21 protein-coding genes are annotated in these 26,181 nt (G+C 65.4%); 12 read left to right on the top strand and 9 right to left on the bottom strand.

Annotated elements, in window-relative coordinates:
* Positions 1-382 precede the first annotated feature (382 nt).
* The 4 genes from XI03_RS19050 to XI03_RS19065 all read left to right on the top strand — a co-directional run bounded on the left by XI03_RS19050 (position 383) and on the right by XI03_RS19065 (position 3,959).
* Positions 383-928, top strand: coding sequence for an invasion associated locus B family protein (locus XI03_RS19050; protein WP_271592920.1), 546 nt, complete (start codon positions 383-385; stop codon positions 926-928).
* A 244-nt stretch (positions 929-1,172) separates the two neighbouring features.
* Positions 1,173-2,600: a metalloprotease TldD gene (gene tldD / locus XI03_RS19055; RefSeq protein ID WP_026201654.1), complete on the top strand. Its 1,428-nt coding sequence runs from the start codon at positions 1,173-1,175 to the stop codon at positions 2,598-2,600.
* Positions 2,597-3,376 (top strand): signal peptidase I, encoded by a 780-nt coding sequence (lepB, locus tag XI03_RS19060; RefSeq protein ID WP_018316360.1) that lies wholly within the window; start codon positions 2,597-2,599, stop codon positions 3,374-3,376. Before tldD ends, lepB begins: the two co-directional genes overlap by 4 nt.
* A gap of 16 nt (positions 3,377-3,392) precedes the next feature.
* The gene (locus XI03_RS19065; protein ID WP_271592921.1) at positions 3,393-3,959 is read left to right on the top strand and encodes a nucleotidyltransferase family protein; all 567 of its coding nucleotides are present in this window, start codon (positions 3,393-3,395) and stop codon (positions 3,957-3,959) included.
* A gap of 128 nt (positions 3,960-4,087) precedes the next feature.
* Here XI03_RS19065 and XI03_RS19070 read toward each other — a convergent pair whose 3' ends face one another.
* From XI03_RS19070 to XI03_RS19080, 3 genes are all read right to left on the bottom strand, one after another.
* A complete protein-coding gene (locus XI03_RS19070; protein WP_038971874.1) occupies positions 4,088-4,666 on the bottom strand; it encodes a PAN domain-containing protein in 579 nt (192 codons plus the stop codon).
* A gap of 214 nt (positions 4,667-4,880) precedes the next feature.
* Positions 4,881-6,251: a glutamate--cysteine ligase gene (locus tag XI03_RS19075; RefSeq protein WP_028139831.1), complete on the bottom strand. Its 1,371-nt coding sequence runs from the start codon at positions 6,249-6,251 to the stop codon at positions 4,881-4,883.
* A 99-nt stretch (positions 6,252-6,350) separates the two neighbouring features.
* Entirely contained in the window at positions 6,351-6,848 is a 498-nt protein-coding gene (locus tag XI03_RS19080; RefSeq protein WP_018316363.1) for a MarR family winged helix-turn-helix transcriptional regulator, read from the bottom strand.
* Positions 6,849-6,974: 126 nt separating this feature from the next.
* On the opposite strand from XI03_RS19080, the gene gstA reads away from it, so the two are divergent.
* Both gstA and XI03_RS19090 read left to right on the top strand, forming a co-directional pair.
* A complete protein-coding gene (gene gstA / locus XI03_RS19085; protein ID WP_038971873.1) occupies positions 6,975-7,589 on the top strand; it encodes a glutathione transferase GstA in 615 nt (204 codons plus the stop codon).
* A 239-nt stretch (positions 7,590-7,828) separates the two neighbouring features.
* Positions 7,829-8,137 (top strand): hypothetical protein, encoded by a 309-nt coding sequence (locus tag XI03_RS19090; RefSeq protein ID WP_212475010.1) that lies wholly within the window; start codon positions 7,829-7,831, stop codon positions 8,135-8,137.
* A 316-nt stretch (positions 8,138-8,453) separates the two neighbouring features.
* Here XI03_RS19090 and XI03_RS19095 read toward each other — a convergent pair whose 3' ends face one another.
* The 4 genes from XI03_RS19095 to XI03_RS19110 form a co-directional block, all read right to left on the bottom strand.
* Entirely contained in the window at positions 8,454-10,667 is a 2,214-nt protein-coding gene (locus XI03_RS19095; protein WP_271592922.1) for an FAD-dependent oxidoreductase, read from the bottom strand.
* A 155-nt stretch (positions 10,668-10,822) separates the two neighbouring features.
* Complete coding sequence (locus tag XI03_RS19100) at positions 10,823-12,031, bottom strand: acetyl-CoA C-acetyltransferase (RefSeq protein ID WP_038971871.1); 1,209 nt, start codon at positions 12,029-12,031, stop codon at positions 10,823-10,825.
* 72 nt (positions 12,032-12,103) lie between these two features.
* On the bottom strand, positions 12,104-13,894 hold the full coding sequence (locus XI03_RS19105) for an acyl-CoA dehydrogenase C-terminal domain-containing protein (RefSeq protein WP_028139826.1): 1,791 nt from the start codon (positions 13,892-13,894) through the stop codon (positions 12,104-12,106).
* A gap of 102 nt (positions 13,895-13,996) precedes the next feature.
* Complete coding sequence (locus tag XI03_RS19110) at positions 13,997-14,380, bottom strand: nuclear transport factor 2 family protein (protein ID WP_028139825.1); 384 nt, start codon at positions 14,378-14,380, stop codon at positions 13,997-13,999.
* Positions 14,381-14,583: 203 nt separating this feature from the next.
* Here XI03_RS19110 and XI03_RS19115 point away from each other — a divergent pair, with 203 nt between their 5' ends.
* The 4 genes from XI03_RS19115 to XI03_RS19130 all read left to right on the top strand — a co-directional run bounded on the left by XI03_RS19115 (position 14,584) and on the right by XI03_RS19130 (position 21,006).
* Complete coding sequence (locus tag XI03_RS19115) at positions 14,584-15,177, top strand: PadR family transcriptional regulator (protein ID WP_028139824.1); 594 nt, start codon at positions 14,584-14,586, stop codon at positions 15,175-15,177.
* A gap of 294 nt (positions 15,178-15,471) precedes the next feature.
* Complete coding sequence (locus XI03_RS19120) at positions 15,472-19,005, top strand: SEL1-like repeat protein (RefSeq protein ID WP_271592923.1); 3,534 nt, start codon at positions 15,472-15,474, stop codon at positions 19,003-19,005.
* Positions 19,006-19,321: 316 nt separating this feature from the next.
* Positions 19,322-20,239 carry a sulfite exporter TauE/SafE family protein gene (locus XI03_RS19125; RefSeq protein WP_028139822.1) on the top strand — a complete coding sequence of 306 codons (918 nt, stop codon included), beginning with the start codon at positions 19,322-19,324 and terminating at the stop codon, positions 20,237-20,239.
* Positions 20,236-21,006 carry a TIGR02186 family protein gene (locus tag XI03_RS19130; RefSeq protein WP_271592924.1) on the top strand — a complete coding sequence of 257 codons (771 nt, stop codon included), beginning with the start codon at positions 20,236-20,238 and terminating at the stop codon, positions 21,004-21,006. Before XI03_RS19125 ends, XI03_RS19130 begins: the two co-directional genes overlap by 4 nt.
* A gap of 133 nt (positions 21,007-21,139) precedes the next feature.
* Here XI03_RS19130 and XI03_RS19135 read toward each other — a convergent pair whose 3' ends face one another.
* Positions 21,140-22,051 (bottom strand): DMT family transporter, encoded by a 912-nt coding sequence (locus tag XI03_RS19135; protein ID WP_271592925.1) that lies wholly within the window; start codon positions 22,049-22,051, stop codon positions 21,140-21,142.
* 98 nt (positions 22,052-22,149) lie between these two features.
* Between XI03_RS19135 and XI03_RS19140 the strand changes: the two genes are divergently transcribed.
* On the top strand, positions 22,150-23,013 hold the full coding sequence (locus XI03_RS19140; protein WP_028139819.1) for a LysR family transcriptional regulator: 864 nt from the start codon (positions 22,150-22,152) through the stop codon (positions 23,011-23,013).
* A 44-nt stretch (positions 23,014-23,057) separates the two neighbouring features.
* On the opposite strand, the gene XI03_RS19145 is transcribed toward XI03_RS19140, so the two are convergent.
* Positions 23,058-23,291: a hypothetical protein gene (locus XI03_RS19145; RefSeq protein WP_271592926.1), complete on the bottom strand. Its 234-nt coding sequence runs from the start codon at positions 23,289-23,291 to the stop codon at positions 23,058-23,060.
* A gap of 207 nt (positions 23,292-23,498) precedes the next feature.
* On the opposite strand from XI03_RS19145, the gene XI03_RS19150 reads away from it, so the two are divergent.
* Positions 23,499-26,015, top strand: a complete 2,517-nt coding sequence (locus tag XI03_RS19150; protein ID WP_271592927.1) for a glycogen/starch/alpha-glucan phosphorylase — start codon at positions 23,499-23,501, stop codon at positions 26,013-26,015.
* Positions 26,016-26,181: the final 166 nt, after the last annotated feature.

Raw genomic sequence — 26,181 nt, forward strand, 5'->3', positions numbered from 1 at the left:
GACAAACCGCCGCGCAAGAATACCTCTAAGAGGAATTGGGGCCAGATCGCTAGAACGCCGAAATCAAGCCTCTCAAACCATAATTTTTGATCTATCGCAATGCAGTCTTGAGCCCCGTCTGCCAGCGATCACCCGCAAGATATTTCCTAGTAAGATCAGACAAAAATACCGTTTGCCGGGATGCTGCCGCTTGACAGCGGAATTGCCCGCGGTAGGCACTGACAGATGGCCGCGCAGGAACCTGATTCGTGCGGGCGGCGGCGGCGCGAGGCGGCGTGGAATTTGCTTGGGAATCGCCTTCAAGACGCCGTCATTCCCGTATCAGTCCGCCAGATTAGTCCGCCAAGCGCGAGCGACCCAGGCGAGCAGAGGGACCGACCCGATGGGGCTTTCAAAATCGATGGCAAGGCTGGCGAGAAGGCAGATGACCCGCCTCCCGGCGCTGGCCGGCCTGCTGGCTGCGCTCGTCGTTCTGGCACTCCCCGGCCTCGCCCATGCGCAGGGCGCAGTCCGCTCCGTGCATGGCGACTGGCAGATTCGCTGCGACACGCCGCCTGGCGCCCAAACCGAGCAATGCGCCCTGATCCAGAGCGTGGTCGCCGAAGACCGCTCCAATGCCGGCCTGACCGTCATCGTGCTGAAGACCGCCGACCAGAAGAGCCGCCTGATGCGCGTGGTCGCGCCGCTGGGGGTCCTGCTGCCCTCCGGTCTCGGGTTGAAGCTCGACAACCAGGACGTCGGCCGCGCCGGATTCGTCCGCTGCCTGCCCAATGGCTGCGTCGCCGAGGTCGTCATGGACGACAAATTGCTCGGCCAGCTCCGCACCGCCAAGACCGCCACCTTCATCATCTTCGAGACCCCGGAAGAAGGCATCGGCTTCCCGCTCAGCCTGAACGGGCTCGGCGAAGGCTATGACAAGCTGCCGTAGGGGCGGCAATCCGATCGCACGTTCTTAATCCCGTTCATCCTTCGAGGGCCGCTGAAGAAGCGACCGCCTCCAGCGACAACGGCTTCGCCGTTGCGCGGGGTGACGGTCGCAGATTGATGTTGCGGCAACGAGTTCGACGAGCCCCTGCCGATCCTATCGTTTCCGTAATGTGACGCCCCGCCCCCTCGCGGAACCGGTCCGAAACCATTATCTTGCCCCACATCTTCCGATAATGGACGGACGCATGACAAACCCTGCCACGACCTCCCTGCTCGACCGCGCCAATCTCGATCGCGACCAGGTTCGCCACGAGGTCGCACGCGGGCTTTCCGGTGCCGACGACGGTGAGCTGTTCCTGGAGTACAGCCAGACCGAAGCGCTGATGTTCGACAATGGGCGGCTGAAGCAGGCGACCTACGACACCTCGCAAGGTTTTGGCTTACGCGCGGTCAAGGATGATGCCGTGGGCTACGCCCACTCCTCCGACGTCTCGCTGCCGGCGCTGATTCGCGCCGCCGATGCAGTCGCAGCCGTACGCGGCGGCTATTCCGGCAGCTTCGCCGCGCCGCCCGCGCACACCAATGTGCGCCTTTACGGCGATGACAACCCGCTCGATGCCCCGGGCTTCGAGACAAAAGTAAAACTGCTCGCCGAGATCGACGCTTACCTGCGCGACAAGGATCCGCGGGTGCGGCAGGTCAGCGTCAGCCTGGGTGCGACCTGGCAGGTCGTCGAGATCCTGCGGCCCGACGGCGAGAGCTATCGCGACATCCGTCCGCTGGTGCGCGTGAACATTTCCGTGGTTGCCGGCCAGGGCGACCGCCAGGAGAGCGGCAGCAAGGGTTATGGCGGCCGCGCCGGCTATGCCGAGTTCATCGAGAGCAAGAACTGGCGCGATGCCGCCGACGGCGCATTGCGCGAGGCCCTGGTCAATCTGGAATCGATCCCCGCCCCCGCCGGCGAGATGGACGTCGTGTTAGGCGCCGGCTGGCCCGGCGTGATGCTGCATGAAGCGGTCGGCCATGGCCTCGAAGGCGACTTCAACCGCAAGAAGACCTCGGCATTTGCCGGCCTGATGGGCCAGCAGGTCGCGGCCAAGGGCGTCACCGTGGTGGACGACGGCACCATGGCCTCGCGCCGCGGCTCGCTGTCGATCGACGACGAGGGCACGCCGACCAATCGCACCGTGCTGATCGAGGACGGCGTCCTGGTCGGCTACATGCAGGACCGCCAGAACGCGCGGCTGATGAACATGAAGCCGACCGGCAACGGCCGCCGCCAGGGCTATGCCCATGTGCCGATGCCGCGCATGACCAACACCTACATGCTCGCGGGCGACCGCGATCCGGCCGAGATCCTCGCTTCGGTGAAGAACGGCGTCTTTGCTGCGAATTTCGGCGGCGGCCAGGTGGACATCACCTCAGGCAAGTACGTGTTCCAGTGCACCGAGGCCTACAAGATCGAGAACGGCAAGCTGGGCGCGCCGCTGAAGGGCGCCATGCTGATCGGCAACGGGCCGACCGACCTGCATCGCATCCGCATGATCGGCAACGACCTTGCGCTCGATACCGGCATCGGCACCTGCGGCAAGAATGGACAGGGCGTGCCTGTCGGCGTCGGCCAGCCGTCGCTGCTGATGGAGCGTATCACAGTGGGTGGAACGGGCGCATGAGCGTGGAAGAAAAGGTCACCGTCACCCCCAAGCGGAAGAGCAGCGGCTGGGGCGGGCAGATCGTTCAGCTCGCCGGCATCGTCGCCGCCGTCTTCATCGCCAAGGGCGCGCTTGCCGAGCCGTTCTACGTGCCGTCAGGCTCGATGGAGCCGACGCTGCTGATCGGCGATGCGCTGCTCGCCTCGAAATTCCCCTACGGCTACGGCACCTCGTCGCTGCCGATCCAGATCAGCCTGCCCGAGAGCGGCCGCGTCTTCGCGGAGACGCCGAAGCAGGGCGACGTCGTGGTGTTTCGCTGGCCCGGCGATCGCTCGCAGGCCTGGGTCAAGCGCGTCGTGGGATTGCCGGGCGATCGCATCCAGATGCGGCAAGGCCAGCTCTTCATCAACGACCGCCCCGCCGAGCTCAAGCCGGACGGCGTTGGCGCCGCCGAGGACGACAATGGCGGCAGCGAGCCCGCCTATCGCTATGTCGAGACGCTGCCGAACGGCGTCTCGCATTTGATCTTCAAGATGCGCGACAACGGTCCGCTCGACAACTCGCCGGAAGTGACGGTACCGGCCGGCCACCTCTTCGTGCTCGGCGACAACCGCGACAATTCCGCCGACAGCCGCGTGCCGCTGCGGTCCGGCGGCGTCGGCCTGTTGCCGATCGACAATCTGATCGGCCGTGCCGATGCGGTGCTCGGCTCCTGGGATCTCGGCATACGCGGCCAGCCGGTTTACACTTGGCTCTCCGGCTTCCGGCTCGGCCGGTTCTTCACCGCCGTGCATTGAGCCGCCTCATCGCACGATGAACCGTGACGAATTCCTTGCGCTCGCGCTGAGAAATCCCGTCAACGTCGCGATCATCGACGTGCTGGCGCAGCTCGATCTGCCGGATGCATGGCTGGTCTCGGGATGCCTGGTGCAGACCGTATGGAACGTGCTCACCGGCCGCCCCGTCGATCACGGCATCGCCGACTACGATGCGTTCTTTTTCGATCCCGATACATCGTGGGAGGCGGAGGATTTGGTCATCCGCAAGCTGCATGAGCGGCTCGCGCATCTCGGCGCCAAGGTCGAGATCCGCAACCAGGCGCGTGTGCATCTGTGGTACCCGGCCAAGCACGGCCTGCCCTATCCGCCGCTGAGAAGCTCGAGGGAAGGCATCGACCGCTTCCTCACGCAGAACACGCAGGTCGGGGTCAGGCGCACAGGCGGTGGCTACGAGGTCTACGCGCCGCACGGGTTTGACGATGTCGCAGGGCTGATCGCGCGGCCGAATCCGGGCCCGAATTTTTCCGCGACGAATTACGAAGCGAAGGCCGCACGCTGGAAGGCGCTATGGCCCGAGCTCACGGTGATCGCGGCGGAGTGAGGTCTCGTAGGCTGGGCAAAGCGGAGCGTGCCCACGCGTCTGTCGCCGCATCTCAGAGATCGTGGGCACGGCGCAAGGGCGCCTTTGCTCACCCTGCGGCACCTGCGTCCGGGGCACGAGCACCAACGCTACCGCACCACGCCCGACGTGAAGCCCGCCTTCCTTCGCGGCGGCTTGATTTCCTTTTTCAGGAAGCAACGCGCCTCGCGCCCGGTGTAGCCGGGGCGGGCATAGGTGAAGGCGCGGCATTTGTTGTCGGCGGTGCAGGCGGCCTTGCAGGCCTCTTCGCCCTCGCCGTCCTTGAGCTCGAAATTGCGCAGATCGCCGCCGGGGCGGTCGATCGACGTCTCCACGCCCTCGACCCGCGGTTCGATCACGCCGGCGCCGCGCACACCCGAGATGCAGCAACTTCCCGGCACCCGCGCCGGCACGGTGTTCTTCAGCCAGCACACCGCCGCGCCGCCTTCGACGTCGGGATAGCTGAAGCTCCACGAGCGGCAGCGGCGGTCGCGCTCGCACAGCAGCGCGCAATCCTCAGGATCGCCTGAAGCGACCGGCGTGCTGAAATAGTCGCCGCCGGGCCGGTCGAACGCAGTCTGGGCGCGCGCCGGCACACTCGCGCATGCGAGCGAAAGCAGCGCGGCGCATGCCACGACTTTTGCCAAGACCTTTGCCATGACGGCGCCGGACAGGCGGCCCTTCCCCATCGGAACAGCTTTCGAGTTATTGACGACGCTCGGGTTTTTTCAGCCGGTCATTTGATCGCCGCAAACCTGTATGGGCGATGAACGGCTGAATCCCCGACCGGGGGCCGACCGGCCTAAAGCGCGATGCGATGAGGATGAATCCTCATCGCGCTTTAGGTTGTTGTTTAAGCATGATCTTTTCGGAAAACCGCTGCGCACTTTTCCGGATCAGGCGTTAGAACGCGTATTCCGCGTAGGCCGGTTCCACCGAGCCCTTCCAGGGACCGTTGAACTTGTCCAACATTTCCTCGGCCGGCGTCCGGCCGGAATCGATGATGCGGTCGAGCGGCTCCAGATGCCGCGTTTCGTCGCGGCCGAGCTGGTCGATGCGGCCGCGCCGGCGCAGGCCGGCATGGGCCAGAACGAGGCATTCCTTGGCGATCTCGAACAGATAACGGTTCTTGATCCGCGCCTTGAAGCCGAAGCGCGTCACGTCGTCGCGCAGGGCCTGACGCTCGGGCGCGCTCCAGTGCTTGACGATCTCCCACGCCGCATCGAGCGCGACGTCGTCATAGAGCAGCCCGACCCAAAACGCCGGCAGCGCCGGCAACCGGCCCCACGGGCCGCCGTCGGAGCCGCGCATCTCGAGATAGCGCTTGAGCCGCACCTCCGGGAAGATCGTCGAGAGATGGTTGGCCCAGTCCGACAGCGTCGGACGCTCGCCGGGAAGGTTGTTGTTGCGACCGTCGAAGAACGCGCGGAACGAGGAGCCCGACACGTCGATGTATTCCTCGCCGCGCTTGACGAAATACATGGGCACGTCGAGCGCGTAGTCGACATAGCGCTCGAACCCCATGCCGTCCTCGAATGCCCACGGCATCATGCCCGACCGCGCATTGTCGGTGTCGCGCCAGATCTCGGAGCGGAAGGACAGGAAGCCGTTCGGCTTGCCTTCGGTGAACGGCGAATTGGCGAACAAGGCGGTTGCGACCGGCTGCAGCGCGAGCGAAACGCGCAGCTTCTTGACCATGTCGGCTTCGGAGGAGAAGTCGAGATTGGTCTGCACCGTGCAGGTCCGGTACATCATGTCGAGGCCGTATTGGCCGACCTTCGGCATGTAGTTGGTCATGATCTTGTAGCGGCCCTTGGGCATCACCGGGATATCGGCGCGCGACCAGGATGGCGTCATGCCGAGACCGAGGAAGCCGATGCCGAGCGGCGTTGCGATCTCGCGCACCTGTGCAAGATGCGCCATCAGCTCGCTCTGGGTCTGGTGCACGTTCTCGACCGGCGCGCCGGAGAGCTCGAACTGTCCGCCGGGCTCGAGCGATATCGCACCGCCGCCGGTGACGTCGTAGAGGCCGATGATGTTGCCCTTCTCCATGATCGGCTCCCAGCCGAGCAGGAGCTTCATGCCTTCGAGCAACGCACCGATGCCGCGCGCACCCTCGTAAGGCACCGGACGGTGGCCCTCGAGCGTGAACGGCGTCTTCTCGTGCTCGGTGCCCATGCGGAATTCGGACGGGTCCTTGCAGCCTTCCTCGAACCACGAAACGAGCTCGTCGCGCGATTGCAGCGGCGTCATATCGATCTGGTCTCGCGCCATATCAAACTCTAATCAAAAGGCGCTTCGATCGAACGCGCGCGGGTGACGGGATGGTCCGCGAACCCACCGGGCGCACGGACGAGCTGGTGTGCCGCGCGATCATCGCGACGGCGAGGTTTCGTTGACGTTGGCGACGGGCGGCAGTTTCATCTCGCCGCACGAGCAGCCCAGGCGGTCGAGCAGGCCGCTGAGCTTGACTGCATCGGCATCGGACAGTTTCGAACCGACATATTTCTCGATCGCAGCCGAATAGGCGCTCCACATCCGCTTCTGCAGCTCGCGGCCGGCTTCCGTGATCTCGACGAACTGGCCGCGCTTGTCGATCTTGCATTCGCGCCGGGAGGCGAGGCCCTCGTCGACCAGGCGGTCGATCAGGCGCGAGGTGGAATATTGCGGGATCAGCATCTGCCGTTCGAGTTCCACCGGCCTCAGCTCGCCCGAGGGAGCCCGCGACAATTCGAGCAGCGCGTCATACCATGCCAGCGGCGGGAAGCCTGCCTTCTTCAGATCCTGCTCGACGCAATCGAGCACGCGGCTCTGTACCCGCATCAGGCGGATCCAGGCGGAAGTCGCCTCGGTCGATGGTTTGCGTTTCATGGTCCCGCTCAAGCTCGTCGTCCGTCTCTTACCCCATTTGATGCAGCTGCATCAATCTTGACTATTTCAAGCAGTTGCATGTAGTCGTTCTTTCGGCCGAACCAAGCGTCAAGAGGAGGAAATTCCATGAAACTGTACTATTCGCCCGGTGCCTGCTCGCTGTCCCCCCACATCGCGCTCCTCGAAGCCGGCCTGCCCTATGAGCTGGTCAAGGTCGATATCCGGGCCAAGAAGCTCGAAAATGGTGAGGACTATCTGAAGCTGAACCCAAAGGGCCAGGTCCCTGCGCTGGGCCTCGACAGCGGTGAGATCGTGACCGAAGGCCCGGTGATTGTCCAGATGATCGCCGATCAGGCATCAAGCAAGTCACTGGCGCCCGCCCATGGCAGTTCCGAGCGCTACAAGCTGCTGGAGTGGCTGAATTTCCTCACCTCGGAGGTGCACAAGAGCTTCGGTCCGATGTTCGCGCCGGCCCTGAACGACGAAGCCAAGGCTTTCTTCAGGGATCGCGTCATGGGCAAGCTGAAATATATCGACAGCCAGCTCGCCGGCCGCGACTACCTCATGGGCAAGCAGTTCACGGTCGCCGACGGCTATCTGTTCACGATGCTGACCTGGGGCGAGCGGATGAAGTTCGACCTCTCAGGCATGCCGAACCTTGCCGCCTACAAGGCCCGCGTCGAGGCGCGGCCGCAAGTGCAGGAAGCGCTGAAGAAGGAAGGCCTCGCGCAGGCGAAGTAAGACCAGCGCACGACGTTCGAGACGACGAAGAGCCGGATCGGCGATCCGGCTCTTTTGCTTGAACCAGTTGCGGAAGCCCGGACGTTCGCGAGGTCCTGGGCATCAATTTTACGAGCATTGTCGGAGTTAACAATAACTCCGCCTTGTGTGTGCGGCAGAGATCACCATCGTTGTGAGTGCAATCCAGTTGGCTCAACTTCAGCCATGTACCGCGATGCGGCCTGAACTGGGAAGCTCTCGTGACAACCGTACTCCTCCTCTTGCTCGCGAGCACGATCACCGGCTTGGCGGCGGGACTGTTCTTCCGAGTCTGGAGTCTGTTGCTGGTCTCGCCGGCGACCGCGATCCTCGTCGCAACGGTCCTTCAGACCTCGGGATTCGGATTTTGGACGGGCATTCCCATCGTTGTCGGCTGCCTGATTGCCGGCCAGGTCGCCTATTTGGCGGCGACGCGCTTTGTGCACAGAGGCGAGCTCTCAATGCAGGACGACGTCGACGGCGACCCAGGCAAGCACGGCCATCGCCATGTCGATGAAGAGAACGAGTAGCGCCAGGCCGACCCAGGAGGGGATTTTTCTGCGCCGCCGGAGGAGCCTGCGGCGCGGCCACGGCTGCCCCAGCCGCAAGAAGGGGGCGTATCTCGCGGCAACGCCGGCTGCGCTGTCTTGAAACACCGCGGGGATCATTGCGGGACACCTTCAATGCTAACGAGCCATCCGATGGATCGTCAGCAAGAGCGGTGCCAGGGCGGAGCGAGCGCGGCCGGGCGGGATTTGGAGCGGCGTCTTCTCGCCATTGGGCGACAGCAAAAAGAAAGGCCGGATCGACGATCCGGCCTTTTGTTTCTGCGTAGCCCGGCCCCCGTCAGGCCGCCGCCTTCTTCGGCGCGAAGCGGCCGTAGAAGGTCTCGCCCTTCGCCGCCATCTCCTCGAGCAGTTTCGGCGGGGTGAAGCGCGAGCCGTACTTCGCTTCCAGCTTGTGGCAGAGCTCGACGAACTTCTTGGTGCCCATGAAGTCGATATAGGACAGCGTGCCGCCGGTGAACGGCGCGAAGCCGAAGCCGAGGATGGAGCCGACATCGGCCTCGCGCGGATCGGTGATGACGTGGTCCTCGACCGTGCGCGCGGCTTCCACCGCCTGCACCACCAGGAAGCGCTGCTTCAGCTCCTCGATATCGAGCGTATCAGGGTCGAGCTGCTTCGGCTGCAGGGCCGAGAGGCCCGGCCACAGGCTCTTCTGGCCCTTGCCCTTCTCGGGATAGTCGTAAAAGCCCTTGCTGTTCTTGCGGCCCAGGCGGCCCTGCTTCTCGACCATCTCCACCATCAGCTTCTTCTGATCTGGATTGATGGCGTTGGGGCCGAGATCGGCCTCCGTCGCCTTCATGATCTTGAGGCCGAGATCGAGCGCGACTTCGTCGGAGAGCGAGAGCGGGCCGACCGGCATGCCGGCCATCTTGGCGCAGTTCTCGATCATCGCGGGCGGCACGCCCTCGAGGAACATCTCGTTGCCTTCGGCGACGTAGCGGCCGACGCAGCGATTGGCGAAGAAGCCTCTGGAGTCGTTGACGACGATCGGCGTCTTGCCGATCTGCCGGACGTAGTCGAGCGCGGTCGCGAGCGCGAGGTCCCCGGTGTTCTTGCCCTTGATGATCTCGACCAGCATCATCTTCTCGACCGGCGAGAAGAAGTGGATGCCGACGAACTTGCCTTGGTCCTTGAAGCTCTCGGCCAGGGAGGTGATCGGCAGCGTCGAGGTGTTCGACGCGAAGATCACGTCCGGCTTCATGTGCTCCTGCGCCTTGGCGAAGGTATCAGCCTTGACCTTGCGGTCCTCGAACACGGCCTCGATGACGAGGTCGACGTCCTTCAGCGCCGCATAGTCCGCGGTCGGCGTGATGCGCGCGAGCAGCGCTTCGGCATCGCCGGGCTTGGCGCGACCCTTCTTGATCTGCTCCTCGATCACCTTCTGCGCATGGGCCTTGCCCTTGTCGGCGCTCTCCTGGTCGCGGTCGATCAGGACGACGTCGAGGCCGGCGCGGGCCGAGACGTAGCCGACGCTCGCGCCCATGAAGCCGGCGCCGATCACGGCGATCTTCTTCACCTTGGTCGCAGGCACGTCCTTCGGGCGGCGCGCGCCCTTGTTGAGCTCCTGCATCGACAGGAACAGGCTGCGGATCATCGCGGCCGCTTCCTTCGAGCGCAGCACCGAGGTGAAGTAGCGCGACTCCACCCGCAGCGCGGCGTCGATCGGCAACTGCAGGCCCTCATAGACGCAGCTCATGATGGCGCGCGCGGCCGGATAATTGTCGTAGGTCTCGCGGCGATAGATCGCGTTTCCCGCCGGGAACATCATCATGCCGGCCTTGGAGAACACCGGGCCGCCGGGCAGCTTGAAGCCCTTCTCGTCCCAGGGCGCGACCGCCTTGCCGCCGCCCTTGATCCAGTCCTTCGCGGCCTTGATGAGGTCGGCGGCGGGAACGATGGCGTGGATCAGGTTCAGCGCCTTCGCCTTCTCGATCGTGACCGGATCGCCCTTGAGCAGGATCGTCATCGCGTCCTGTGGCGGCACCAGGCGCGGCACGCGCTGCGTACCGCCGGCACCGGGGAACAGGCCGACCTTGACCTCGGGCAGGCCGAGGCGGGTCTTGGGATTCTCTGCGGCGACGCGATAGTGGCAGCACAGCGTGATTTCGAAGCCACCGCCGAGCGCGAGCCCGTTGATCGCGGCCGCCCACGGCTTGCCTGACGTCTCGATCGAGCGCAGCACCAGCGAGAAGCGGCGGCTCTGGTCGAACAGCATCTGGTTCGCGGCGGTCTCGCCCTGCTCCTTGAACACCTTGGCGTAAGCCTGGTTCATGCCTTCGAGCATCGACAGGTCGGCGCCGGCGCAGAATGCCTCCTTGGCGGAGGTAATGACGACGCCCTTCACCGCGGCATCCGCGGTGGTCGCCTTGACGATCGCGTCGAGCTCGTTGGTCGAGGTCTCGTCGAGCACGTTCATCGAACGGCCCGGGATGTCCCAGGTAACGAGCGCGATGCCGTCTGCGTCGGTCTCAACCTTGAAATTCTTGTAAGTCATGTTGGTTGCTCCTCGGTGCCGCAGCCGATCTCAGGCGCGGCGGTTGACTTGAGATCTCGTAGGGTGGGCAAAGGCGCCCTTGCGCCGTGCCCACCATCCTTCGTGGAGAAATCAGCGGTGGGCACGCTTCGCTTTGCCCACCCTACGGCAGCTCGTTACACCCGCTCGATGATGGTCGCGGTGCCCATGCCGCCGCCGATGCACAGCGTGACGAGGGCGGTGGACTTGTTGGTGCGCTCGAGCTCGTCGAGCACGGTGCCGAGGATCATCGCACCGGTCGCGCCGAGCGGATGGCCGAGCGCGATGGCGCCGCCATTGACGTTGATCTTGGCGTTGTCGATGTCGAAGGCCTGGATGTAGCGCAGCACGACCGAGGCGAAGGCCTCGTTGAGCTCGAACAGATCGATGTCCGACTTCTTCATGCCGGAGCGCGCGAACAGCTTTTCGGTGACGTCGACCGGGCCGGTCAGCATCATCGCGGGCTCGGAGCCAATGTTGGCGAACGCACGGATTTTTGCACGCGGCTTCAGGCCGTATTTCGCTCCCGCCTCCTTGCTGCCGAGCAGCACGGCGCCGGCGCCGTCGACGATGCCCGACGAGTTGCCGGCGTGGTGCACGTAATTGACGCGTTCGATCTCGGGGTGCGACTGCAGCGCGACACCGTCGAAGCCGCCCATCTGCGCCATCATCGTGAACGACGGCTGCAGCTGCGCCAGCGACTGCATCGTCGTCGAGGGACGCATATGCTCGTCCTTGGCCAGGATGGTGAGGCCGTTGATGTCCTTCACCGGGACGATCGATTTGTCGAAGCGGCCTTCCTCCCACGACTTCGCGGCACGCTGCTGGCTCTGCACGGCATAGGCATCGACGTCGTCGCGCGAGAAGCCGTATTTGGTCGCGATCAGATCGGCCGAGACGCCCTGCGGCATGAAATAGGCCGGCACCGCCATCGAGGGATCCATCGGCCACGCACCGCCGGAGGCGCCGATGCCGACGCGGCTCATCGATTCCGCGCCGCCGCCGATCACCAGCTCATGCTGGCCACTCATTACCTGCGCGGCGGCGAAGTTCACGGCATCGAGGCCGGAGGCGCAGAAGCGGCTGATCTGCACGCCGGGCACGGCTTCGCCGAGACCTGCCTTCAGTGCGGCAAAGCGCGCGATGTCGGAGCCGGCTTCGCCGACCGGATCGACCACGCCGAGGATGACGTCGTCGACGGAATCCTCAGGCAGATTGTTGCGGTCCTTCAGCGCCTTCAGCGGCACGGTGGCGAGCGCGAGCGCGGTCACTTCGTGCAACGAACCGTCAGCCTTGCCGCGGCCGCGGGGGGTGCGGACGTGATCGTAGATATAGGCATCTGCCATGGGAGCCTCCTGATTGCAGTTATGTTGGTGGCGACCGCGGCGCGGTCGCAATCATTGGTGAAGCGGGAAGCCTCAGAACGCTTCCGCCGGCAATTCCATGATAGTGGCGCAGCCGGCCTGGATGCGCGCGAGATTGGCGGCGGTCTCCGGCAGCATCCGCTCCATGAAGAAACGACCGGTGACGAGCTTGGTGGAGAGATAGGGCGTTGCCCCGCTCTCGGCAATCTTGGCATTCGTCACCTTGGCCATCTTCGCCCACATGTAGCCGAGCGCGACGAACCCGAACAGATGCAGGTAATCGGTTGCGGCGGCGCCGGCATTGTCAGGCTTCGCCATCGCGTTCTGCATCAGCCAGGTCGTCGCCTGCTGGAGATGGCCGAGCGAGGCCGAGAGCGGCGCGATGAAGGGCTTGAGCGCCTCGTCGCCGCCGTTCTCCTTGGCGAAGGCCATGACCTCGCCGAAGAAGGCCATGATGGCGCGGCCACCGTCGCGCGGCAGCTTGCGGCCGACGAGGTCGAGCGCCTGGATACCGTTGGCACCTTCATAGATCATGGCGATGCGGGCATCACGCACGAACTGCTCCATGCCCTGCTCGGCGATGTAACCGTGGCCGCCATACATCTGCTGCGCCTGCACCGCGTTGGCAAAACCGTAATCGGTGAGGAAGCCCTTCAGCACCGGCGTCATCAGGCCCATGTGGTCGTCGGCGGCCTGGCGGTCCTTCGGGTCTTCGGAGCGATGGGCGACGTCACTCTTCAGCGCGGTCCACATCACGAAGGCCCGCGCGGCTTCATTGAAGGCGCGGATCGAGAGCAGCGTGCGTCGCACGTCGGGATGCACGATGATCGGGTCGGCTTGCTTGTCCGGCGCCTTCACGCCGGTGAGCGAGCGACCCTGGATGCGCTCGCGGGCATAGGCGACCGCGTTCTGATAGGCGACCTCGGATTGCGCGAGGCCCTGAACTGCGACGCCGAGACGGGCCTCGTTCATCATCACGAACATGCCCTGCATGCCCTTGTTCTCTTCGCCGATCAGCCAGCCGGTGGCGCTGTCGTAGTTCATCACGCAGGTCGAATTGCCGTGGATGCCCATCTTGTGCTCGATCGAGCCGCAGACGACGCCGTTGCGGGCACCGACTGAGCCATCCGGATTCACAAGGAACTTGGGCACCACGAACAGCGACACGCCCTTGATGCCGGCGGGTGCGCCCTCGATGCGGGCGAGCACGAGGTGGATGATGTTGGAGGCAAGATCATGCTCGCCGGCCGAGATGAAGATCTTGGTGCCCGTGATCTTGAAGCTGCCGTCGGCCTGGCGCACCGCCTTGGTGCGGAGCATGCCGAGATCGGTGCCGCAATGCGGCTCGGTCAGGTTCATGGTGCCGGTCCATTCGCCGGCGACCATCTTCGGCACGTAGGTCTTCTTCTGTTCGGGCGAACCATGAACGATCAGCGCCGCGGTCGCGCCCATGGTGAGGCCGCCATACATCGAGAACGCCATGTTGGCGGAGATCTGGAATTCGTTGACGGCCTGGCTCAGCGTCACCGGCAGGCCCTGCCCGCCGAACTCGGTCGGCGCCGACAGACCGAGCCAGCCGCCTTCGGCGACCTGCTTGAACGCGTCCTTGAAGCCCTTCGGCGTGGTGACGTTGCCGTCATCAGTGCGCTTGCAGCCTTCGAGATCGCCGACGCGATTGAGCGGCTGCAGCACCTCTTCGGCGAGCTTGGCGGCTTCACCCAAAATGGCTTCGCGCACATCGCTCGACGCATCGGAGAAGCCGGCGAGATTGTCGTAGCGGTCGATCTGGAAGACGTCGTTGAGCAGGAAGTTCACGTCTTCGACGGGGGCTTTGTAGATCGGCATTGCGGTCTCCCGGCATGGGCTTGAAGTGGTGGAATTCTCTGAACGGTCCTGCGGCGCAGCTTTGCCCGCGAGCTTAGCGGGTTCTGCAACCTCAGGGCAGGGTCATGATTGGGCGGCCAACTGCTCCGCCATCAGACGGTGCAGCATGTTGATCGCCTTGAGCGGACGCACCATCACCTTGAAATGCGTGATGCGTCCCTCGGCATCGAAGCTGATGATGTCGACGCCGTTGATCTCGATGCCGTCGATCATGGTCTTGAATTCGAGCACGGCGCCGCGCTCGCGCGTCCACTCACCGACATAGGTGAAGCCGGGGCCGCCGAGCACCTTCTCGGCGCTGGAAAGGTATTTGAATGTGATGTCGCGCCCGCGCTGCGGCGAATGCACGACGGGACTTTCGAAGACGGCGTCGGGATGAAGCAAGTCCCAAAGCGCGGTGCGGTCGTGGGACTTCATGTAGCCGTACCAGGAGTCGAGGCCGGTCATTCTCGGGTGCCTCCCTAAAGGCCTTGGCAAAAATCTCGAAAACAACCCCATGCACAGTAGCGTGCTGATTGATTCCGCTGGGTTTTTTCGGGTCGGATCTTCAGCCCGTCCCTGATCGCCTCATATGCACATTGACGCATATGCGCCAATGCGCATAAAGTCAAGCCGATTGGTTCGGGTCGAAGAGAAGAAGGAGGCCGGTCATGGCACTGGGCGACGCAATCCTCGCATGCCTGACGGAACGCCCCATGACGGGCTACGAGCTCGCCAAGACATTCGACTCCTCGATCGGCTTCTTCTGGAAAGCCGACCACCAGCAGATCTACCGCGAGCTCTCCAAGCTGCGCGACCGCGGCCACATCCAGGGCCGCGAGGTCGTGCAATCGGGCAAGCCCAACAAGCTGGTTTATACGCTCACTCCGGAGGGGCGAACAGCGCTGCGGCACTGGGCCGCGCGACCAAGCACGCCAGCCTCGACCAAGGACGATCTCCTGGTCCGCCTCCATGCGCTCGACAGCATCGACATCGAGCCGCTGCGCACCGACCTGATGGCCCGCCTGGAGCACCACCGCGACCGCCACGCCAATTACGAACGCATCCTGAAGAAGCGCTTCCCGGAGGGAACGGCGGAAGGCCGGCTCGATCTCGGCAACCTGCTCCTGCTCCGGCTCGGCGCCCGTCACGAACAGATGGTCGCCGACTTCTGCGAAGAGGCGCTCGATGCGCTGTCGGCGATGACCGGCAAGGCCACGGTGGTGCCGCTGGACGAGGGCAAGCGCGAGAAGGGCGGAGGCTAGTAGCCGCCTCCTCACCGTCATGGCCGGGCTTGTCCCGGCCATCCACGACCTATCGCGCGACACCGAAGAACGTGGATGCCCGGGACAAGCCCGGGCATGACGAGCATCGTTGGTTCCCCCCGCCCAACTTTAAGACACCGGCGACGCGTTCCTTAACCCGTTATTTACCGTAACAGGAAAAAGTCGGTTTTCGAGGCAGACGACCCGCGCCAAATCCGATTGTCTTTGCAACCGGCACGCGAGGGAAGGCTGGAGGCGCCGGGTGGGGCGCCGGAGTCGGAACCGGACAGAGTCATGAATTCGCGCGTATCGTGGAGTGTTGACGGCATCGATCCATCCGTCAGGGAGCGGGCCGAAGCTGCTGCGCGTCGCGCCGGCATGTCCCTCAACGATTGGCTGAACTCCACCCTCGGCGAGACTGCTCCCCCTAACTTTCGCGAATCTTACGACCAGCGTCCGCAAGCCCCGCACGTTCAAACCCGGGGACCGAGCCAGGAAAGCCGCGAAGTCGCCGACATCCACCAGCGGCTCGACGCGATCACCCAGCAGATTGAACGGATCTCCAAGCCCGCGCAGCGCCAGGACTCTTCACGACAGGATTCGTCCCGACAGGATTCGTCGCGACAGGACCCTTCGCGGCCAGACGCCGCGCGCGAGCAAGGCGTCGCGCGCCAGCTCAACGATGCGATCTCGCGGCTCGATGCGCGGCTGTCGCAAATCTCCCGGCCGCAGCAGCCTCAACCGCAGCAGCCCCCGGCTCAGCGCCCGGCGCCGGCCGACACGCGCCAGCGCCAGGCCGATGCGGTCGAGCGTGCGGCAGCGCAGGTCTATCGCAACTCCCCGCCCCTGAGCCCCGCCTCGTTCGACGTCGCCGTCGCCGAGATCACCGCGCGGCAGAGCGAGCTCGAGGGCTTCACGCCGCGGCAAATGCCGCCGCGCGCCGCGCCCTCGATCGCGCCCAATGCTGCGCCCTGGGCCGCTCCTGTCGCACCTCCGATGGCGCCACCCGCGCCTGCCTATGCTCCGCCGCCACCGCAGCCGGGGCCGGATTTTTCCGCGCTCGAGCGCCATTTGCTCAAGATCACGAGCCAGATCGAGTCGTTGCAGCGCCCCGACAATACCGAGCAGGCGATCAACGCGTTCCGCGGCGAGCTTGCCGAGATCCGCGCCGCCATCACCGAGGCGATGCCGCGGCGCGCGATCGAATCGATCGAGAACGAGATCCGCTCGCTGCACCGCCGGATCGACGAGACGCGTTCCAACGGCACCGACGGCCAGGTCCTGTCCGGCATCGAGCACGCGCTGTCCGACATCAAGCAGGTGCTGCGCACGCTGACGCCGGCCGAGCAGCTCACCGGCTATGACGAGGCGATCCGCAATCTCGGCGCCAAGCTCGACCTGATCCTGCGCGCCAATGACGATCCCTCGACGGTGCGCCAGCTCGAAGGCGCGATCACGGCACTGCGCGGCATCGTCTCCAACGTCGCGTCCAACGAAGCGCTGGCACGCCTGTCCGAAGACGTGCAGCTGCTGTCGTCCAAGGTCGACCAGGTCACCCGCGCCTCCGGCCAGGGCGACAGCTTCGCGGTGCTGGAGCAGCGCATTGCGGCGCTCACCGCGGCGCTGGAAACGCGCGAGCGGCCGCAAGCCACCGAGAGCACCGAGCACCTGGAATCCGCGATCCGCGCGCTGTCGGACCGCTTCGACCGCATGCAGGTCGGCAACGATTCGGCCTCGACCTTTGCGCATCTCGAACAGCGCGTCTCGTATTTGCTGGAGCGGATCGAAGCCGCCGCCGATCCGCGCAACGGCAATTTGAGCCGCGTCGAGGACGGGCTGCACGACATCCTGCGCCACCTCGAGCGGCAGCAGGCGACCTATTCCGCGCTGGCCGAGAGCCGCAGCTCCGTTGCCCCGGCCGATTCCGGAATGGTCGATCTGGTCAAGCGCGAGCTGTCCGACATCCGCTTCAGCCAGGCCGAGACCAACCGCAGCACGCAGGATTCGCTCGACGCCGTCCATAGCGCGCTCGGCCATGTCGTCGACCGCCTCTCCATGATCGAGGGCGATCTGCGCGCGGTGCGCACCGCGCCGCCGGCCCCCGCGCCAATGCCCATGCCGATGGCCGCTCCCATGGAGCCCGCGCCGCCGATGGCGCGCGAGCCGCGGCCGCAAGCCCAGCAGCAGCCGAAATACGATCCGAAGCCGGAGCTGCCCAACCCCGCCGCGCAGCAGCAGGCCCACGCGCCGCAACAGGCCCAAGGCGCCTTCGCCCAAGCCGCTTTCTCCGCCGCGCCGCGTGAATTCCATGCCGCTGCCCCTGCCGCGCCGCCGCCGGTGCCATCGGCACCACCGGTGCCGCCGCGCGCGATCAGCGAGATCCTGGAGCCGCACACGGCGCCCGCGCGCACCGCGCTCGCGCCGGAATTGCCGCCGGATCATCCGCTCGAGCCGGGCACACGGCCGGGCGGACGCCTCGCCACGCCATCGGAGCGCATCGCCGCCTCCGAGAGCGCGATCAGCGACATTCCCGCTGCGCCGAAAGAGCCGGTGTCGTCGTCGAGCTTCATCGCGGCCGCCCGCCGTGCCGCCCAGGCCGCCGCCGCGCAGCCGGAAAAGCCGGCCCGCGGTGCCAAGGGTAGTGCGAAGGCCGGCGCCGATCGCGGCAAGGACAAGGGCAAGGACGGCAGCTCGACCATCACCTCGAAGATCCGCTCGCTGCTGGTCGGCGCGAGCGTGGTCGTGATCGTGCTCGGCACCTTCAAGATGGCGATGAACCTGCTCGAGGGCACCCCGCCGCCGGCGCCGCAGGCCATGGACAATACGTTGAGGCAGCCCGCGCCGCAGGCTCCGCCGCCGCCCGTGATCGAGAACAAGCCCGCCACGCCCGAGCAGGTCACGCCATCGATGACCTCGCCGACGCCGATCGGACGGCAATCCCAGAACAACCCCGCGCCGGCTGCTCCCGCGCCCGGCCCGGCCAGCTCGGCCTCGGTTGAGATTCCGCCGGCGCCCGCCGCCTCTGTGCCGCCGCCTGCCGCGAGCAGCGACGTCACCGGCGCGCTGTCGGGCACGAGCCGCGCCAAGCTCAGCATGATCCAGGTGCCGCCGAGCGAAAAGCTGCCTGACGGCATCGGCGGCCCGGTGCTGCGCACCGCCGCGATGAAGGGCGATGCGACCGCGGCCTACGAGATCGGCTTGCGCTTTGCCGAAGGCAAGGGAGTTGCCACGAATTACGACGAAGCGGCCAAATGGTACGACCGCGCGGCGCAGGCTGGCGTGGTGCCCGCGACCTTCCGCCTCGGCACGCTCTACGAAAAGGGCCTCGGCGTGAAGAAGGACGCCGACATCGCCCGCCGCTACTACACCCAGGCCGCCGAGCGCGGCAACGCCAAGGCGATGCACAATCTCGCGGTGCTCGACGCCGATGGCGGCGGACGCGGCGCCAACTACAAGAGCGCGGCGCAATGGTTCCGCAAGGCCGCCGATCGCGGCGTTGCCGACAGCCAGTTCAACCTCGGCATCCTCTATGCCCGCGGCATCGGCGTCGAACAGAACCTCGCCGAATCCTACAAATGGTTCAGCCTCGCAGCTGCCCAGGGTGATGCGGACGCCTCCGGCAAGCGCGACGACGTCGCCAAGCGTCTCGACCCGCAATCGCTCGCCGCCGCCAAGCTCGCGATCCAGACCTTCAGCGCCGAGCCGCAGCCCGACGACGCCGTCAACGTTCCGGCCCCGAATGGCGGCTGGGACAGCGCGCCGCAGGCGAATGCAAAGCCGGCGCCGAAGCAAGTCGCGACCAAGCGCTCGGCCTCGGCAGCACATTAAGGGCGGTTTAGTACGCTTTCTCTGTCGTCGCTCGGCTTGACCGGGCGACCCGGTATTCCAGAGACGTCGGTTGGATACGGAGAAGCTGCGGCGTACTGGTGCCCCGGTCAAGCCGGGGCATGACAGCGGCGAATGTGGCGGAATCCTCGCCTCACAGCGAAGCTGTGATCTGATCCCTCTTAGCCCATTCACCACGCCCGAAATTCCCGGTCCCTCCCAACCGCAAATTCCGCTATTGAGGGGCGCGGCAACCGTTCCGACCTTCCCGCGAGCATTCCGCGACAATCGATCCGTCTCGCCGGCGTATGGTTCTTCGATGCAGCTCTATCTTCCGATCGCCGATCTTCCCGTCAACGTCTTCCTGGTGCTGGCCATGGGCGCCGCGGTCGGCTTCGTCTCGGGGATGTTCGGAATCGGCGGCGGCTTCCTGATGACGCCGCTGCTGATCTTCATCGGCATCACGCCGGCGGTCGCGGTCGCCTCCGTCACGAGCCACATTGCAGCCTCCTCGTTTTCCGGCGCGCTGTCTTACTGGCGGCGGCGCGCGATCGATCCGGCGCTGGCGAGCGTCCTGCTCTGCGGCGGCGTGACCGGCACGGCGCTCGGCGTGTGGACCTTCACGCAGCTTCGCGCGCTCGGCCAGCTCGATCTGATGATCGCGCTCTCCTACGTGGTGCTGCTCAGCACCGTCGGCAGCCTGATGTTCTCGGAAGGCCTGCGCGCGCTGATGCGGACCCGGCGCGGCGCGCTGCCGCCACGCCGCACCCACAACTGGATCCACGGCCTGCCGCTGAAGATGCGCTTCAAGCGCTCCAAGATCTATCTCTCGGTCATCCCCGTGGTGATCGTCGGCATCATGATCGGCTTCATCGGCGCCATCATGGGCATCGGCGGCGGCTTCATCCTGGTGCCGATCATGATCTATCTGCTGAGGGTGCCGACCTCGACGGTGATCGGGACCTCGATGGTCCTGACGCTCGTCACGATGCTGTTCGCGACCATGCTGCATGCGGTGACCAATCACCTCGTCGACGCCGTGCTGGCGCTGATCCTGATGGTCGGCGGCGTCACCGGCGCGCAGTTCGGCGTCCGCGCCGGGCAGAAGATCCGCGGCGAGCAGCTGCGGCTGCTGCTCGGCCTCTTGATCCTCTCGGTCGGAATCCGCTTCGCGATCGAGCTGGTGATCCGGCCGGAGGATCTCTTCACCATCCGCGAGCTGGGGGTGAGCGGATGATGCGCGCAGCTCTCGCATTCCTGCTCGTCCTGCTGCTCGGATCAGCCGCGCGCGCCGAGCGGCTGATCGTGTCGGTGTCCAACCACCGCGTCACGGTGACACCGAACTATTCCGGCGAGGAGCTGGTGCTGTTCGGCTCGGTGGAGAAGGACGCGACGACGCCCGCCGATCGCACCGCCTATGATCTCGTCGTCACCGTGATGGGCCCGCGCGCCGACATGGTGACGCGGCGCAAGGAGCGCACCTTCGGCATCTGGATCAACACCGACTACCGGCAGTTCCTGCAGGTGCCGAGCTATCTGGCGCTGTTCGCCAACCGTTCCTTTGAGGCGATCACCTCGCCCGAGATCGCGCGGCGGCAGCAGATCGGGCTGAACAACGTGCTGCTGACGCAGCGGGTCGGCGGCGATTATGCCGACGTGGTGCCGAACGACGCATTCCGCTCGGCCTTCATCCGCCTGCGCACCCAGCGCGGGCTCTATCGCGAGGATCCGAGCGCCGTCACGTTCCTGACGCCGACCCTGTTTCGCACCGGCATTCCGCTGCCGGCGGAGGTGCCGATCGGCACCTACGAGGTCGAGATCAGACTGTTTGCGAACGGCGCGTTCATCGGCAAGACCGAGACCGCGTTCGAGATCGTCAAGGTCGGCTTCGAGCAGTTCGTCGCGACCACCGCCAGGCAGAACGGGCTGATCTATGGCCTCGTCACCGCCGCGATGGCGCTGATGACGGGATGGATGGCGTCGATCGTGTTTCGGAAGGATTAGCCGCTGTCATTCCGGGGCGCGCGCAGCGCGAGCTCCGGTGCGCAATTGCGCACCTGAGAATCCATTCATCCGCGGAGTTGGTGCCCGATGGATTCCGGGCTCGAGGCTTCGCCTCGCCCCGGAATGACAGCTTCTAGGCGGCCGCCTTCGCCGGCCGCGTCACCAGATAGATGCCGAGCGCGACTGGAATGATCCCGAGCAGATCGCGCGCCTCGACGTGCTCGCCGAGCACGAGATACGCGAACAGCATGCCGAGCGGCGGCATCAGGAAATGATAGGCGCTGGCGGCGGTGGCGCCGCACACTTTCAGCAGATGAAACCAGAGCCAATAGGCGAGGATCGAGCCCCCCAGCACGAGGAAGGCGAAGGCGCCGAGCAGGCTCGGCGTGACATCGATCGCATGCACGTCGGCGAAGGTGAACGCGACCGGCGTCAGCACGATGCCGGCGGCAAGGTTCTGCACGCCGTTGCCGATCCACAAGGATCCCTTCGGCGCGAGCAGCTTGAACAGGATGGTGCCGGCAACGAGCGAGGCGAGCGAAGCCAGCGTGAAGACGATGCCATGCAGGGAATCCATGCCGACCGACAGGCGATGCCAGACGATCAGGGTCACGCCGGTGATGCCGAGCAGCAGGCCGCCGGCCTTGCGCCAGGTCATGCCTTCCCCGAGCAGCAGGGTCGCGAGCGCCGCGGTGAAGACCGGATTGGCCGAGACGATCAGGCCGCCGAGGCCGGCGGAGACCGATTGCAGGCCGGTGTAGCCGAGCCCGAGATAGAGCGCGTTGTTGGCAATCCCAAGTACGGCGAAGATCGCCGCATCGCGCCAGGTTAACGACCAGCTGTCGCCGCGGATCAGCGTGGCGCCCAGGATCAAAATGCCGGCGAGCGAGAAGCGCGCGGCGAGCAGGATCAGCGGCGGGCAATGGGTGACGCCGATCTTGCCGGCGACGAAGGCGTAGCTCCAGAGCAGGCAGAACAGGCCAATGGCGAGCGGCAGCGTGTTGAAGCGGCTGCGCGGAACGGGAATCGAGGGGGCGAGCGACATGGGGGCATTCTCCTGAGCCTCGATCTAGGGAGCTCGCTTGTCATTTGGAAATTAAATGATTAACTCTCTATCAGTGGATTTTCGAATGGAGGGCGGTTATGCTCGATCTCGAGCTGCTGCGCAGCTTCGTCTCGGTGGTCGAGGCCGGCGGCTTCACCCGCGCCGGCGAGCGCGTCCATCGCACGCAGTCGACCGTCAGCCAGCAGATCAAGCGGCTGGAGGACGATATCGGCCAGGTGCTCCTGCACCGCGACGGCAAGAATGTGCGCCCGACCGAGGCCGGCGAGCGGCTGCTCTCTTACGCGCGGCGTTTGCTCTCGCTCGCCGAGGAGGCGCGCGACGTGCTGCGCCAGCCGGATGGCGAAGGCGCAATCCGGCTCGGCATCCCCGAAGATTTCGCGGCGTACCGGCTGACCAAATTACTGGGCGCGTTCTCGCGCTCGCATCCGGGCCTGCGGCTCGACGTGCGCGCCGACCAGAGCAAGCATCTGGCGCGCGATCTCGAACGCGGCGAGCTCGACGTGGCGCTATTCAAGCGTGCGGCCGGCGAGAAAGGCGCCATCGCGGTTTGGCCGGAGCGCGTGCACTGGGTCACCAGCAAGGGCCATCCGGTCGATGTCCATGCCGCATCCGTGCCGCTGATCGGTTTTCCGACCGGCTGCCTCTATCGTGCCGGCGCCATCCACGCGCTGGAAAGCGTCGGCCGCGCCTGGCACATGGCCTATTCCTCATCGAGCCTCTCCGGCATCCAGGCCGCGGTCGCCGCCGGCATGGGCCTCAGCATCTTGTCGGAAATGTCGATCCAGTCCGACCACCGCGTGCTGACGGCGAAGGACGGTTTTGCGCCGATCAACAAGACCGAGGTCGCGCTGATGGCCTCGCCCGATGCGAGCCCGGCAACGCTGCGGCTTGCGGATCGTCTCGCCGAGTTTTGCGATGCGGTGCAGGCCAAGGCGGCCTGAAGGCGGCTTGAAGGCGGCTTGCGACGCGCGATGGCCGCCGCCGCTCAATTCGCCGCGGACATCAGCCTGTCGCCGCACGCATTCGCATGAAACTTGCCGCCGCATTGGCGCTTGATGGCGGCGCAGCGGGCCGCGGGCGAGGCATTCTGCGGGACCGTGAAGCCGCAGCTCAGGCCGTCGGCGCTACGCCCGGGCTTGCCGGCGGCAAACGCGGCACTGGAGGCGCTGATGCAGACGACGAGCAGGGCCGCCGCGGCGATTTCGATCAGCAGTCTCATGGGAATGTTCCTCCACACTGATGGCTGAATTGATCGGCAATCTTAGCACCGAATCCCGGTTTCTCCGTGCTCGTCCGGGTTCCCAAAGCGGCCCATTCCTTGCATAAATCGACGCCAGCGCAATGCACGGCCGCGCCGGTGACGATTTCGGTGCAGGGGCAGGACGCGTAGGGTGAGTAGTGTTCTTTCGACCAGGAAGTGACGGCTTTGCAAGATCAATCGTTCCAGCCCAGTTTTCCCGCCTCCGCGCAGCCCATCGACGAACTCGCGCTGGCTGAGATCAAGGGCGCGATCCTGGCGAAGTTGCGCCTTGCCATCGGCAAGGATGCCGGCATGGCAACCAGGCACGATTGGTATCAGGCCGCTGCGCTCACGCTGCGCGACCGCGTCGTGCATCGCTGGCTCACGGCCGAGAAGCACAGCTACGACGCGGGCCGCAAGCGCGTCTATTATCTCTCGCTCGAATTCCTGATCGGCCGTCTCTTCACCGATGCGCTCAACAACATGGGCCTGCTCAAGATCTTCGAGGTCGCGCTCGGCGATCTCGGTGTCTCGCTGCCTGAGCTGCGCAAATGCGAGCCGGACGCCGCGCTCGGCAATGGCGGTCTCGGGCGGCTCGCAGCATGCTTCATGGAGAGCATGGCGACGCTGTCGATCCCCGCGATCGGCTACGGCATCCGCTATGATTACGGCCTGTTCCGCCAGATCATCAACCAGGGCTGGCAGCAGGAATATCCCGACGAATGGCTGAGCTTCGGCAATCCCTGGGAATTGCAGCGGCCCGAAGTGATCTACGACATCAATTTCGGCGGCGGCGTCGAGCATGTCGACGACAAGGGCCGCGACCGCGCGATCTGGCATCCGGGCGAGACCGTGCAGGCGATCGCCTATGACACGCCGATCGTCGGCTGGCGCGGCCAGCACGTCAACGCGCTGCGCCTGTGGTCGGCGCGTTCGCCCGATCCGTTGAAGTTAGATGCCTTCAACAAGGGCGACTATGTCAGCGCCACCGCCGAGCAGTCGCGCGCGGAAGCGATCTGCAAATTCCTCTATCCGAACGACGAGAGCCCGGCAGGCCGCGAGCTGCGCCTGCGCCAGGAATATTTCTTCGTCTCGGCCTCGCTTCAGGATCTCGTCAAGCGACACCTTGCGTCCGACGGCCAGCTGCGCAGCCTGTCGTCCAAGGTCGCGGTGCAGCTCAACGACACCCATCCGAGCCTCGCCGTCACCGAGCTGATGCGGATCCTCGTCGATCTGCACAATTTCCGCTGGGACGAGGCCTGGAAGATCACGGTCGCCACCCTCTCCTACACCAACCACACGCTGCTGCCCGAGGCGCTGGAGACCTGGCCGGTCGAGCTGTTCGAGCGGCTGCTGCCGCGGCATCTCGAGATCATCTACCGCATCAACGTGCAGCATCTGGCGCTGGCCGAAGCGCGCTGCCCCGGCGACATCGACTTCCGCGCCTCGGTCTCGCTGATCGATGAGAAGAGCGGGCGCCGCGTGCGCATGGGCCAGCTCGCCTTCGTCGGCTCGCACCGCATCAACGGCGTCTCGGGCATGCATTCGGACCTGATGCGTGAGACCGTGTTCCACGACCTCAACCATCTCTATCCCGGCCGCATCACCAACAAGACCAACGGCATCACCTTCCGCCGCTGGCTGATGCTGGCGAACCCGAAGCTGACCGATCTGTTGCGCGAGACCTGCGGCGAGGCGGTGCTCGACGATCCGACCCAGCTCTCGCTGATCGAAGCGCGCGCCAGCGACGTCGAATTCCAGAAGAAGTTCCGCAGCGTCAAGCTTCACAACAAGACCGCGCTGGCGCGCCTGATCGGCGAACGGCTCGGCATCAAGGTCGACCCGACCGCGCTGTTCGACGTGCAGATCAAGCGCATCCACGAATACAAGCGCCAGCTCCTCAATGTCATCGAGACCGTCGCGCTGTACCAGGCGATCAAGGACGATCCCACCGGCAATTGGGTGCCGCGGGTGAAGATCTTCGCCGGCAAGGCTGCCGCGAGCTACCGCTACGCAAAACTGATCATCAAGCTGATCAACGACGTCGCGGAGGTCGTGAACAACGACCCCACGATCGGCGGCAAGCTCAAGGTGGTGTTCCTGCCCGATTACAATGTCAGCCTCGCCGAAGTGATCATTCCGGCGGCCGACCTGTCCGAGCAGATCTCGACCGCGGGCATGGAAGCGTCCGGCACCGGCAACATGAAGCTGGCGCTGAACGGCGCCATCACCATCGGCACGCTCGACGGCGCCAATATCGAGATCCGCGACCATGTCGGCGCCGAGAACATCGCGATCTTCGGCATGGAGGCCGGCGACGTCATGATCCGGCGCAAGCAGGGGCTGGACGCCTCCGACCTGATCCTCAATTCGCCGAAGCTGCAGCGCGCCATCAATGCGATCGGCACCGGCGAGTTCTCGCCCGGCGACCCCGGACGTTTCGAGTCGATCGCGCACGCGCTGCGCTATCTCGACCATTACATGGTCAGCGCCGATTTCGATTCCTATTACGAGGCGCAGCGCAGCGTCGATGCGCGCTGGCTGGTCTCGCCGGCCTGGACCCGTGCCTCCATCCTCAACGTCGCGCGCATGGCCTGGTTCTCCTCGGACCGCACCATCCGCGAATACGCCGAGGAGATCTGGAACGTGCCGGTCAATCCGACCACGCCGCTGCTGCCGAACCTGCGCGACGCCGCGGGCTGATTTTTCCGCAGCATGGAAGCGCGGTTACTCGATACGTAATTGCGCATCCGGGCAATGGCTGTGATATGACGACCGTCATTCCGGGGCGGCTCGCAGAGCCGAACCCGGAATCTCGAGCTTCCGGGTTCGATGCTCTGGGCCGCGCTACGCGGTCCCGTCGCATCGC

Origin of the sequence: Bradyrhizobium sp. CCBAU 65884, from assembly GCF_028128835.1 — a bacterium.
Lineage (GTDB): Bacteria > Pseudomonadota > Alphaproteobacteria > Rhizobiales > Xanthobacteraceae > Bradyrhizobium > Bradyrhizobium ottawaense.

Coding starts and splice junctions, on each gene's coding strand:
- XI03_RS19110 (WP_028139825.1), bottom strand. CDS start 14,380: ATGACCGGCCTCGACTCCTGGTACGGCTACATGAAGTCCCACGACCGC.
- XI03_RS19125 (WP_028139822.1), top strand. CDS start 19,322: ATGCAGCTCTATCTTCCGATCGCCGATCTTCCCGTCAACGTCTTCCTG.
- lepB (WP_018316360.1), top strand. CDS start 2,597: ATGAGCGTGGAAGAAAAGGTCACCGTCACCCCCAAGCGGAAGAGCAGC.
- XI03_RS19140 (WP_028139819.1), top strand. CDS start 22,150: ATGCTCGATCTCGAGCTGCTGCGCAGCTTCGTCTCGGTGGTCGAGGCC.
- XI03_RS19070 (WP_038971874.1), bottom strand. CDS start 4,666: ATGGGGAAGGGCCGCCTGTCCGGCGCCGTCATGGCAAAGGTCTTGGCA.
- XI03_RS19100 (WP_038971871.1), bottom strand. CDS start 12,031: ATGGCAGATGCCTATATCTACGATCACGTCCGCACCCCCCGCGGCCGC.
- XI03_RS19130 (WP_271592924.1), top strand. CDS start 20,236: ATGATGCGCGCAGCTCTCGCATTCCTGCTCGTCCTGCTGCTCGGATCA.
- XI03_RS19135 (WP_271592925.1), bottom strand. CDS start 22,051: ATGTCGCTCGCCCCCTCGATTCCCGTTCCGCGCAGCCGCTTCAACACG.
- XI03_RS19120 (WP_271592923.1), top strand. CDS start 15,472: ATGAATTCGCGCGTATCGTGGAGTGTTGACGGCATCGATCCATCCGTC.
- XI03_RS19145 (WP_271592926.1), bottom strand. CDS start 23,291: ATGAGACTGCTGATCGAAATCGCCGCGGCGGCCCTGCTCGTCGTCTGC.
- XI03_RS19075 (WP_028139831.1), bottom strand. CDS start 6,251: ATGGCGCGAGACCAGATCGATATGACGCCGCTGCAATCGCGCGACGAG.
- gstA (WP_038971873.1), top strand. CDS start 6,975: ATGAAACTGTACTATTCGCCCGGTGCCTGCTCGCTGTCCCCCCACATC.
- XI03_RS19095 (WP_271592922.1), bottom strand. CDS start 10,667: ATGACTTACAAGAATTTCAAGGTTGAGACCGACGCAGACGGCATCGCG.
- XI03_RS19115 (WP_028139824.1), top strand. CDS start 14,584: ATGGCACTGGGCGACGCAATCCTCGCATGCCTGACGGAACGCCCCATG.
- XI03_RS19065 (WP_271592921.1), top strand. CDS start 3,393: ATGAACCGTGACGAATTCCTTGCGCTCGCGCTGAGAAATCCCGTCAAC.
- XI03_RS19050 (WP_271592920.1), top strand. CDS start 383: ATGGGGCTTTCAAAATCGATGGCAAGGCTGGCGAGAAGGCAGATGACC.
- XI03_RS19105 (WP_028139826.1), bottom strand. CDS start 13,894: ATGCCGATCTACAAAGCCCCCGTCGAAGACGTGAACTTCCTGCTCAAC.
- tldD (WP_026201654.1), top strand. CDS start 1,173: ATGACAAACCCTGCCACGACCTCCCTGCTCGACCGCGCCAATCTCGAT.
- XI03_RS19080 (WP_018316363.1), bottom strand. CDS start 6,848: ATGAAACGCAAACCATCGACCGAGGCGACTTCCGCCTGGATCCGCCTG.